The sequence below is a fragment of the Methanosarcina sp. 2.H.T.1A.6 genome (assembly GCF_000979455.1).
GTDB lineage: Archaea > Halobacteriota > Methanosarcinia > Methanosarcinales > Methanosarcinaceae > Methanosarcina.
This window is the reverse complement of the sequence record NZ_JJOY01000014.1, coordinates 65784-77140: the sequence shown is the minus strand read 5'-3', so window position 1 is coordinate 77140 and position 11357 is coordinate 65784. Positions and strand designations below refer to the sequence as shown.

The window sequence follows — 11357 nt, the reverse complement described above, 5'->3', positions numbered from 1 at the left end:
AGTTATTTTTCGAGGTTCATGAATGGAAGAACTTAAACGTGTTGTTTCGGCCCCTTTTAAAAAAAATCTTACCGTTTCTCTCCCGGAAAAAGACTTTGAGTTTTCCCTTGCCTTTGACCTGAAATGGTTTTCCCCGAAGACTGCTTCTGAGGTAAAGGACCGCGCCCTTGAAGCAGGCTTGCTTTCCCTTAAGGACGGTACACTTTTACCCTGTTTTGATGTTGAGAGTGTCCGGCTTCCCCATGCTTTTAAACCGCCAGAAGATTTTCTCAAACTCAATGAGAATCCCGGAAAACCAGATAAATCTTCTGCAGGTCGTCACAGGGAAGAAATATCCTTTGAACAGATCCTTGATTTCGTTTCCGCGGATACGGGCGTGAACAGACAACGGCTTGTTTCCGAAATTAATTCCATGCAGGATAGGCTTGCTTATCTTGTGGATATCCGGATAGTGGCACTTATTGTGGCAAGAAAGTTCGGATGCGAAATAGAGGGGGTACTTGGGAAGGTTTCCATGGGTGTTCTTGGTTCTTCAGATTACGCATAATCTTTATGTACTAGAAATGTTATTCACATCATACCATCCGACTAATCGCTTGATCTTTAATTTGCTGCCCCTAACTTCAGAGTTGCGGCAGCTATGGCGATGTTCGAACGCGATAGGGAATTTTTTTCCGCGTGAGTGAGATTTCATACTAATCTTGCGGAGGGACATACATTGGGTAAAAAATCACTGGTAAAACTAGTACGAAAAACAAATCCAAGAATCGTTTCCCTGATTCTTACCCTGAAAGAGAGGGCAAATGGAGATTCTGCCCCCATCTGGAAGGATATAGCGAAACGTCTTGAGGCGCCGTCCAGAAACTATGCGGCTGTGAATATAAGCAAGATCAACAGGCACACTGCTGAAGATGATGTCCTGCTTATCCCCGGAAAAGTCCTGGGTGCAGGTCTCCTTGATCATTCCGTTACGGTTGCGGCTGTAACATTCAGCGAATCCGCAGTTGAAAAAATAACTGAAGCCGGCGGCAAGTGCCTGAGTCTCGAGGAGATCATGGAAGCAAATCCAAAAGGGTCCGGTATCCGGATTTTCCGCTGAGGTGACAAGATGACGGTTATCGATGCAAATGGACTTATTCTGGGGCGTCTTGCAAGTACAGTTGCAAAACAGTTGCTTTCAGGAGACGAAAAGGTTTATATTATAAATGCCGAAAAAGCCATCATTTCTGGCGCAAGGGCAGCCACCCTTAGAGAGTACCGGGAGACCCGAGAAAGGGGTGCAACGGAATTCGGGCCTTACTTCCCGAAGCGTCCGGACCGCATCCTGAAGAGGACTATTCGTGGCATGCTGCCCTATAAGAAATCAAGAGGCAAGGATGCAATGTCCAGGCTCAAAGTCTATGTAGGTGTCCCCTATGAACTTAAGGGTGCTGAAACGATCGCCATCGCAGATGCCGACATGAGGCTTCTGAGTTCCAACAAGTACATGGAGCTTGGTGAAGTGAGCCAGAAAATGGGTTCAAAGTTCTAATGGGTGAGTCCTCATGGTCAAAGTAGTTAATTCATCTGGAAAGCACAAGACTGCAACTGCACGTGCAACAGTCATGAAAGGTACCGGTAAGGTCAGGATCAACAAAATTCCACTCGAGCTCTATACTCCTGAGCTTGCAATGATGAAGATCTCCGAACCTCTGCTAATCGCAGGAAATGAAGTAGTTTCCGGGCTTGACATCAATGTCGATGTTCGGGGCGGCGGAATCGTCGGGCAGGCTAATGCGGTAAGGACCGCTGTTGCTCGTGGGATTGTGGAATGGACAAATGACACAATCATCAGAGACAACTTCGCAACTTACGACCGCAGTTTACTTGTAAGCGATTCCAGGCAGAAAGAATCAAAGAACTTTGGTGGGCCTGGAGCAAGGGCTAAATACCAGAAATCTTACAGGTAAGGACAGTTATGATCCCAGTCCGATGTTTCTCATGTGGAAAAGTAATCTCTAACTATTGGGATGAGTACAAAAGACGCGTCAACGATGGCGAAGACGCTGCTACAGTAATGGATGATCTCGGGATCACCCGTTACTGCTGCCGCAGAATGTTCCTCAGCCATGTCGAACTTGTTGACGTGCTTTCACCGTACCAGTAAGGGACCGTAGGGTAGCTTGGTCCATCCTTCGGCGTTCGGGACGCCGGAACCTGAGTTCGAATCTCAGCGGTCCCACTTCCCTTTTTAAGGGCACTGGTTTTCAGGTGTATGTACTGAATATCAAATTTATCATGCTTCTCGATTATCGGAACTCATCGGAGCGTTTTTAAGTTTCAGGGTGATCTGTTGGTTAAGGAAAAATATACCCGGTTCGAGCGTGCACGAATTGTTGGTGCAAGAGCATTGCAGATAGCAATGGGGGCTCCTGTCCTGGTTGAAGATGACGGGCGGCTGGACCCCCTGGGTGTAGCCATTGCAGAGTTGAAGGCCGGAGTTATTCCTATAACGGTCAAACGTAAGAAAAGCTAAAAACGTAATGGGATACATTTCAGATGCTGAATGCGTTTTATTGTTGATTCTATATATGAGGTGACTTTATGGAGGAAATTGAGCAGACAGGGCAGGAGGAAACCGGAGAGCAGCCTTTGCCTGAAGAAAATGTCGTGGCTGAAGCAAAACCTGAAAAGGAAGCCGCAGCAAAGACCGGATCTGTACCTGTAGAATCGGGGGAAGAAGCAGTTTCTCCCAAAGAGGGAGCTACATCCCTTGTATCTATTGACGAATACCTGGCAGCAGGTGTTCATATCGGTACCCAGCAGAAGACTCAGGATATGATGCGTTTCGTATACAGGGTCAGAACTGACGGGTTATACGTACTTGATATCCAGTCCACAGATGAAAGGGTCAGAGCTGCATCAAAATTGTTGTCTCACTATGACCCTTCCAGACTCCTTGTAGTATCTTCAAGGCAGTATGGGCAGCATCCCGCCAGAATGTTCTCAAGGGCACTTGGCACAAGGGCAATGCTTGGAAGGTTTATTCCAGGTTCTCTTACAAACCCGCAGATGCATGGTTTCTTTGAACCGGATGTTATAATTGTAACCGATCCGGCCGGAGATGCCCAGGTCCTGAAGGAAGCTTCAAGCATTGGGGTGCCTGTGATCGCACTTTGTGACACCAACAACCTGACCTCAAATGTGGATCTCGTAATCCCAACCAACAATAAGGGTAGAAAAGCCCTTTCTCTTGTCTACTGGCTGGTTGCAAGGGAAGTATCCAGACTCAATAATACCCCCTTCAATTACGAGATGACTGATTTCGAAACTCCTCTCTGATTCCGAAACATCCGTCCTGCATACTGCAAGGGTTTATACAAATTGCCCATATCTTATATTATGGGTGATTGGAAATGAGACAACCAGCAGTTGCAGGGCAGTTCTATCCCCTGCATTGTGAAAATCTGGAGAAAGAACTTCTACGATGTTTCGAAGGTCTGGAGTTCAGGGAACGAGAAGTCCTTGGGGCTGTTTGCCCGCATGCCGGGTATATCTATTCCGGGAAAGTGGCTGCACATGTTTATGCAACCCTTCCTGAAGCCGATACCTATATCCTTTTCGGCCCCAACCATACAGGGTACGGTTCGCCAGTATCAGTATCCAGAGACACGTGGAAAACCCCTCTGGGAACTATTGATGTTGATCTCGAACTTGCAGAAGGATTTCTCGGGAGCATCGTTGATGCAGATGAACTGGGGCACACATACGAGCACTCTATTGAAGTCCAGCTTCCTTTTCTTCAATACCGTTTCGGACGGAATTTTAAAATTCTTCCTATTTGCATGGGTATGCAGGACGAAGAAACAGCAGTTGAGGTGGGAAACCTTGTTGCTGACCTTGTTTCCGAAAGCGGGAAACGTGCGGTTATCATAGCGTCCAGTGATTTTACTCATTACGAAACTGCAGAACGCGCAAGGGAAACCGATAACGAAGTTATAGATGCTATCCTGAATCTCAATGTTTCAGGCATGTATGACCGGCTCCAGCGAAGAAATGCTTCAGTATGCGGATATGGGCCTATTGCAGCAATGCTTTCAGCTTCCCAAAAGCTCGGAGGGTCCAGGGCAACTCTACTTAAATATGCAAACAGCGGAGAAGTTTCAGGAGATATGAGTGCAGTTGTCGGGTATGCTGCGATTATTGTGGAGTAAAGACATATCTTACGAAAAATGAAGTATGCTTGTTTTTTATTATGCAGAAAACACCCGGGATAAAGTTCATGCCGGGATAAGTTTTTTTATATAATTCTTACTTTTACTTATGGTTATCTTCTCCGAGGATAAAGTTCATTACTTTACATGCTCAAATTCAACAAAACTTTACATACTCTAATTCAACAAAACTTGAAAATTTTTGAGGAATAATATGGTTTCATGTTCTGCGCCCGGCAAAATCTATCTTTTCGGAGAGCATGCGGTTGTTTACGGAGAAACCGCAATAGCATGTGCGGTAGAGTTGAGGACCCGGGTGAGGGTAGAGTTAAACAATTCCATAGTTATCCAGTCACAAATTGGTCGAACAGGGATTGATTTTGAAACACATCCCTATGTTTCTGCAGTTATTGAAAAAATGGGGGAATTTGTACCCATAAAAGGCGTCTTTTTGACTGTTGATTCCAATATCCCTGTGGGTTCAGGGCTCGGGTCGTCTGCTGCGGTAACAATTGCAAGCATAGGCGCTCTAAATGAGCTGTTTGGATGTGGCCTCTCCCTTGAAGAGATTGCAAAACTTGGGCATGAAATCGAGATCCGGGTACAGGGTTCAGCAAGCCCTACCGATACCTATGTTTCTACTTTCGGAGGGGTTGTCACCATCCCGGAGCGTAGAAAGTTAAAAACACCTGACTGCGGAATTGTGATAGGGGATACCGGAGTTTTTTCTTCCACAAAAGAGCTTGTAGCAAATGTAAGGCAGCTTCATGATAGCTACCCTGAGCTGATTGAACCTCTTATGGCTTCTATTGGCAAAATCTCCCTAATTGGAGAACCCCTTGTGCTTTCAGGAGACTATGCTTCTATTGGCAGGCTCATGAACGTGAACCAGGGCCTGCTTGATGCTCTTGGGGTAAATATCCTTGAGCTTTCACGTTTAATCTATTCAGCAAGGGCAGCAGGAGCCTTCGGGGCAAAGATTACGGGAGCCGGAGGTGGCGGCTGTATGGTTGCACTTACGGCACCTCAAAAGTCCATACAGGTAGCTGAAGCCATTGCAAACGCAGGAGGTAAGGTCACCATTACAAAACCCACGGAACAGGGACTGAAGGTCGACTGAGCCTTAAGGAACTCCCATGGGTTTTCCTGCAAAGGAAATACCTATATTCTCCGAAATCAAAACGCTCCGGAATCTTTACGGATTTTTCAAAAAAAGTGTGTTTAAAGGGCGGATGGAGCATTTGATCACAATTATTCCCGTTTAATTATTCCCGTTTAATTATTCACGGTTTAATACTGTCGCAGATTAATCCTTAGATCGACTGAAAGCTATTTAATAAGGTATCGAGTGATATAATGAACGCTTCAACCGAATCTGTTATCCTTAAACTCGGAGGCAGCGCCATTACCGACAAAGGCGCAAATGAAGGGGTTGTAAAAGAGGCTGACCTTCTCAGGATTGCACGGGAAGTTTCAGGCTTCCGGGGAAAAATGATTGTTGTACATGGGGCTGGCTCTTTTGGGCATACCTATGCCAAAAAATACGGGCTTGACAGGACTTTTGACCCCGAGGGGGCAATTGTAACGCATGAATCCGTAAAGAAACTCGCCTCAAGGGTAGTGGATGCCCTGAACAGTTTCGGAGTTATGGCTATCGCTGTGCATCCTATGGGTTGTACCGTTTGCAGAAACGGGAGGATAGAGAGCATGTACCTTGACAGCATAAAACTCATGCTCGAAAAAGGCTTTGTCCCCGTACTGCACGGAGACGTTGTTATGGATCTTGAACTCGGGGCCTGTATCCTCTCGGGAGACCAGATAGTTCCTTATCTGGCAAAGGAACTCGGGATCACTAGGCTCGGGCTGGGCTCGGCTGAGGACGGGGTGCTTGATAAGGATGGAAAACCGGTGCCTGAGCTCACTCCTGCCAACTTTGAGGAATTTCGGCAATGTATCGGGGGTTCGGGAAGTACCGATGTTACCGGTGGAATGCTCGGGAAGGTGCTGGAACTTCTGGAACTTAGCAAAAATTCTAGTATTACTTCACATATATTCAATGCAGGAAAAGCGGATAACATTTACAGGTTCTTAAATGGGGAATCCATAGGGACCAGGATCAGTCCGGATAAAAGGGTATGAAGTATGATCAATACTACCTCAAGGCGAAAGATAGAACACCTGAAGCTCTGTGCTGAAAGCCCGGTTGAAGCCCGGGGGGTCAGTTCGGGTTTTGAAGATGTGACTCTAATCCACAGAGCGCTTCCTGAATTAAACATGGATGAGCTCGACCTTTCAGTGGACTTCCTTGGTAAAAGCATGCAAGCTCCATTTTTGATTGCATCTATTACAGGAGGGCACCCTGATACCATCCCTATCAATGCTGCACTTGCGGGTGCAGCCGAAGAGCTGGGAGTCGGGATAGGGGTTGGCAGCCAGAGAGCTGCGATTGACGACCCTGCTCAGGAGGACTCTTTCAGGATTGTAAGGGATGAAGCTCCGAAAGCCTTTGTCTACGGAAATGTTGGGGCTGCCCAGATTCGTCAGTACGGGGTTGAAGGGGTAGAAAAACTCATCGAAATGATTGATGCAGATGCCCTTGCCATTCACCTTAATTTCTTACAGGAAGCCATCCAGCCCGAAGGGGACAGGGATGCTACCGGCTGCCTGGATATGATTACTGAACTATGTTCTATGCTCAAAACTCCCGTGATTGTGAAAGAGACAGGAGCAGGCATTTCCAGGGAAGATGCCCTTCTCCTTCAGAAAGCCGGAGTCTCTGCAATTGATGTCGGAGGAGTTGGGGGCACCAGCTGGGCAGGAGTCGAGGTCTACAGGGCAAAAGAAAGCAGGGATTCGGTTTCCGAACGTCTCGGGGAACTTTTCTGGGACTTTGGAATTCCTACTGTTGCCAGCTTAATAGAATCCAGAGTTTCCCTCCCGATTATCTCAACAGGTGGAGTCCGAAACGGGCTTGATATTGCAAAATCCCTCGCTCTGGGAGCCAGTGTGGCAAGTGCAGCCCTACCCTTTGTGGGACCTTCTCTTGAAGGAAAAGACTCGGTTGTCAGTGTCCTCTCCCACATGCTGGATGAGTTCAGGGCTGCAATGTTTCTTTGCGGCTGTGCAAACATCCAGGCCTTGCATAATGCACCGGTTGTTGTCACCGGATGGACACTCGAATACCTTGGGCAGCGCGGTTTTAATGTAAAAGACTATTCTTTACGCAAAAACGCACTTTAATCAATGGAAGAGGGACTGTAATCATTCCATCGTCCCTTACTTCTATCCTTCATAACCTGCATAGCCCATTACAGATTTGTTCGATTACAGATTTGTTCGATTACAGATTTGTTCGATTACAGATTTATTCCATGACAATGTTTATACGTAAAACGGAAGTAATGTCTCAAAAGAAAATAGTTAATATTAGTCAATATTAACCTGAGAACTTATTTATCTCTCAGAACTCTTAATCAGGGAAAAAGTAATTAGCTTTGTTTCCCTTTAGGTATACCGGAAGAGTAAAAGAACGCCGGTTATTAAGACTGCATGAGAATACCAGAGTTATCATGATTTCATCTGGAACACTGGAAGCAGTTTTACTGGGATTTGCAGGTCAGTACTGCGGTAAGACCTTTACAAAGCAAAGATCATACATAATAAATTGGCAGGGCAGCTGTCAGTTTACTGTAACATCGTGAAATAAAGAGATTATTTTTCTGGTAATTCAGATAAATATAATTACCATAATAGAACTTAGCTGAATAGGACTCAATGTCAAATTACTTTCATTAAGCAAAGCAGGGATTAGCTCCTTAAGATCCTTAATTTAGAAATTAACTCTTAGAACTACCTCATAAAATTCTTAGTTTGAATATCAATTTCCCGAGGTAAAGACCTTCGAAACATTAATCGGGGTTAATTTTTCCTTGAAATACACTCCTTAAAATCATCAATTCAGGACCAACTCAAAGAATTGGTTCTTTAAAATCTTGATTTAATAATCAATTTCTTTAAATCGTTCATTAGAGTCATTTATGGAATTGTTAAATTAAAGGTCACGTATCAGATTCATTAAATCAGGAATTGTTCATAAGATCAACTGGAATTAGGGATCAATTATAAACAAATAATTTAGGCAAGTATTGAAGTAAGTTCCTATACCTGATCAACTGGAATCTGGAAAATACTGGAATTCAGGAAATAAGTCATTGGAGTATGAAGGCAAATCATTGGAATATATAATCTAGATTATTGGAATATATATTCTAGGTTATTGAAATATAGGAAATAGGTTAGTAAAGTCATTTAAAGGTAAAAGCTTACCCTTAATTCGGAGTATGTTTGGAATCAGGCCTTTTGAGAAATAGTTGTGACTAAGGAAGGATACTGAAAGTGCCTGTAGATCAAGTTCGGCTCCGGAAATCTCTCAATGGGTCGGAAAGCCTTTTTAAAATCTGTATTACCTGAGAACAGAATCAGAGGTCGTTTCCGGAAGTTCTGGCAGATCAAAATATTTGTATAATGAAACAAATATATATTTAAAGTGGCATTATCCTGCTAGGGACTGCAGCCTGGTGCATTTCATCCAGGAGAGGATTTCTTCAAGGGTATAAGAGGTAGCTTTTAGAAGTGACTTTTCTAAAGATGATTCTATACTTCTCTACTATACCGTTTACATTCATGGTCATTGATTTAAGACCGTTACCTGATTCGTTTTGAGGTTTCGGTTTCACAAGGATGAAAAATTAAAAAATTTAATAAGAGGTTAAAAAATATGACTGAAATAGGAATTGTTGCAGTCGGCGGCTATAATGAAATGGGCCGCAATATGACTGCTATCATTATAGGTGAAGATATTGTCATTCTGGATATGGGGCTCAGGCTTGACCGGGTTCAAATCCATGAAGATGTTGAAATTGACAAAATGCATTCTCTTGAACTGATCGAGATGGGTGCAATCCCTGATGATACTATTATGAAAGAAATCAACGGGACTGTCAGGGCGATTGTCTGTACTCACGGGCACCTTGACCACGTAGGCGCGATTCCGAAGCTTGCCCACAGGTATAATGCTCCTATACTTGCTACCCCCTATACCGCAGCTATCATCAAACAGCAGATTGAGTCTGAGCGCAAGTTCGAGGTCTGCAACAGGGTTATTCCTTTACAGGCAGGTGGGACCTACCAGGTTACGGAAGATATTTCAATAGAATTCATCAGGGTCCAGCACAGTATTATCGACTGTGTACTTGCAGCTGTGCACACTCCTGCAGGGGCAGTCCTTTATGCCTGTGACTTCAAGCTGGACAGGACTCCTACTATGGGTGATGCTCCTGACTTCGAGCGCTTCAAATCCCTCGGAAGGGAAGGGGTCATTGCAATGATTACCGAAAGCACGAATGCAGGACGCTCAGGAAAGACCCCCTCGGAACAGATTGCAAAGGACATGGTCAGGGATGTACTGCTCGGGACAGAAGAGTCCGATGTGGGCATGATCGTTACAACTTTTGCCTCTCACATTGCCAGGCTAAAAGCAATTATCGAGGCTGCCGAGGAAATGGGAAGAATTCCGGTGCTTATGGGGCGCTCCATGGAACGTTATGTGAGTGCAGCCAGAGATGTCGGCTACCTTAAACTGCCCTCCAATGTGGAGATTTACGGCATGAGAAAAGATGTCGACAGGGCATTCAAGCGCATCATGCAGGAAGGCAAGAACAAGTATCTTCCTATTGTTACAGGACACCAGGGAGAGCCAGGCTCCATTCTCGTTCGGGTTGCAAACGGGGAAACGCCTTACACAATCGACCCCGGAGACAGGATCATTTTCTCAGCAAATGTGATCCCGAGCCCAATGACTCAGGCAAACCGCTATGCTCTTGAGACCAAACTCAGGATGAGGGGCGGCAGGATCTATGACAATGTTCACGTATCAGGGCACGCTTACAGGGAAGACCACTGGGAGCTTTTGCGCATGGTCAATCCCGAGCATGTAATTCCTGCCCATGGAGACATGGAAATGCACGGGCATTACATCGAAATGGCAGAGGATGCGGGGTATGTACTCGGAGATACCGTACACCTTCTCAGGAACGGCGAAGTGTTATATATAGAAGAGTAACTCTATAATGAAAACCTCTCTGTATTCTCGTGATGCTTATGACGCTTATTGATGAGATTCAAAAAAGAAGTACCCATGTTGATGCTGCAATTGACGAACTGCTTCCAATAACCCGTCCCGAGGAGCTGTACAAAGCTTCTCGTTATCTTGTGGACGCTGGCGGAAAGCGCCTTCGTCCGGCGGTTCTTATCCTGGCAGCAGAAGCTGTAGGTTCCGATCTCAGATCCGTTTTGCCTGCAGCAGTGGCTGTGGAACTTGTACACAATTTCACCCTGATCCATGACGATATTATGGATAAGGACGACGTCCGTAGGGGAATGCCTGCGGTTCATGTTAAATGGGGCGAAGCCGGTGCTATCCTTGCCGGAGACACCCTTTACTCCAAAGCTTTCGAGATCCTGTCAAAGGTCGATAACGAACCTGTAAGGATTTTAAAGTGCATGGATGTCCTCTCAAAGACCTGTACCGAAATCTGTGAAGGGCAGTGGCTTGACATGGACTTCGAAATAAGGGATAGGGTAACGGAACTTGAGTACATCGAAATGGTGGAAAAGAAGACCTCTGTCCTCTATGCAGCCGCAGCCAAGATCGGTGCTCTCCTCGGTGGAGCCTCTGACGAGGTTGCTGAGGCCTTATCCGAATATGGTCGTCTTATAGGAATTGGCTTCCAGATGTACGATGATGTTCTGGACATGATCTCTCCTGAAGAAATACTTGGAAAGGTAAGAGGCAGTGACCTTATGGAAGGGAAGCATACCCTGATTGTCATTGACGCTTTCAGGAAAGGCATAAATCTTGACATATTCGGAAAAGGAGAAGCCACTATCGAAGAAACCGAAGGAGCCGTCCGGACTCTTACCGAATGTGGGTCACTCGATTACGTGAAAAATCTTGCAATCTCATATATCAATGAAGGCAAGGCAAAACTGGATGTTCTGAAAGACTGTCCAGAAAAGGATCTCCTCCTTCAGATTGCCGATTATATGATTGCAAGGGAATACTGAAGTTTCTGAACATTTATCTTTCTTGAAGGATTGCGGCAG

Annotated in this window: 13 protein-coding genes and 1 tRNA gene; all 14 read left to right on the top strand. The window is 45.3% G+C overall.

What is annotated here, in order from left to right; translation table 11 throughout:
* Positions 1–22 precede the first annotated feature (22 nt).
* The 14 genes from EO98_RS03980 (at position 23) to EO98_RS03915 (ending at position 11318) form a co-directional block, all read left to right on the top strand.
* Positions 23–547 carry a DUF2240 family protein gene (locus tag EO98_RS03980; RefSeq protein ID WP_048141522.1) on the top strand — a complete coding sequence of 175 codons (525 nt, stop codon included), beginning with the start codon at positions 23–25 and terminating at the stop codon, positions 545–547.
* Between the two features lie 171 nt (positions 548–718).
* Positions 719–1099 (top strand): 50S ribosomal protein L18e, encoded by a 381-nt coding sequence (locus EO98_RS03975; protein ID WP_048134446.1) that lies wholly within the window; start codon positions 719–721, stop codon positions 1097–1099.
* Positions 1100–1108: 9 nt separating this feature from the next.
* A complete protein-coding gene (locus tag EO98_RS03970) occupies positions 1109–1531 on the top strand; it encodes a 50S ribosomal protein L13 (RefSeq protein WP_048134447.1) in 423 nt (140 codons plus the stop codon).
* A gap of 13 nt (positions 1532–1544) precedes the next feature.
* Positions 1545–1949, top strand: coding sequence for a 30S ribosomal protein S9 (locus tag EO98_RS03965; RefSeq protein WP_048134449.1), 405 nt, complete (start codon positions 1545–1547; stop codon positions 1947–1949).
* Between the two features lie 8 nt (positions 1950–1957).
* The gene (locus tag EO98_RS03960; RefSeq protein ID WP_048141520.1) at positions 1958–2146 is read left to right on the top strand and encodes a DNA-directed RNA polymerase subunit N; all 189 of its coding nucleotides are present in this window, start codon (positions 1958–1960) and stop codon (positions 2144–2146) included.
* A tRNA-Pro gene (locus EO98_RS03955) sits at positions 2147–2221 on the top strand.
* Between the two features lie 111 nt (positions 2222–2332).
* Entirely contained in the window at positions 2333–2515 is a 183-nt protein-coding gene (locus tag EO98_RS03950; RefSeq protein ID WP_048134451.1) for a DNA-directed RNA polymerase subunit K, read from the top strand.
* A gap of 68 nt (positions 2516–2583) precedes the next feature.
* On the top strand, positions 2584–3321 hold the full coding sequence (gene rpsB / locus EO98_RS03945) for a 30S ribosomal protein S2 (protein ID WP_052733563.1): 738 nt from the start codon (positions 2584–2586) through the stop codon (positions 3319–3321).
* Between the two features lie 68 nt (positions 3322–3389).
* Positions 3390–4193: an MEMO1 family protein gene (locus EO98_RS03940; RefSeq protein WP_048141518.1), complete on the top strand. Its 804-nt coding sequence runs from the start codon at positions 3390–3392 to the stop codon at positions 4191–4193.
* A 214-nt stretch (positions 4194–4407) separates the two neighbouring features.
* A complete protein-coding gene (locus EO98_RS03935) occupies positions 4408–5313 on the top strand; it encodes a mevalonate kinase (protein WP_048141515.1) in 906 nt (301 codons plus the stop codon).
* A 236-nt stretch (positions 5314–5549) separates the two neighbouring features.
* Complete coding sequence (locus EO98_RS03930; protein ID WP_048141513.1) at positions 5550–6332, top strand: isopentenyl phosphate kinase; 783 nt, start codon at positions 5550–5552, stop codon at positions 6330–6332.
* Positions 6333–6335: 3 nt separating this feature from the next.
* Positions 6336–7433 carry a type 2 isopentenyl-diphosphate Delta-isomerase gene (fni, locus tag EO98_RS03925; protein ID WP_048141511.1) on the top strand — a complete coding sequence of 366 codons (1098 nt, stop codon included), beginning with the start codon at positions 6336–6338 and terminating at the stop codon, positions 7431–7433.
* Positions 7434–8970: 1537 nt separating this feature from the next.
* Positions 8971–10314, top strand: a complete 1344-nt coding sequence (locus EO98_RS03920; protein ID WP_048141509.1) for an RNase J family beta-CASP ribonuclease — start codon at positions 8971–8973, stop codon at positions 10312–10314.
* 38 nt (positions 10315–10352) lie between these two features.
* Positions 10353–11318: a polyprenyl synthetase family protein gene (locus EO98_RS03915; RefSeq protein WP_048141586.1), complete on the top strand. Its 966-nt coding sequence runs from the start codon at positions 10353–10355 to the stop codon at positions 11316–11318.
* The last annotated feature ends 39 nt before the right edge of the window (positions 11319–11357 follow it).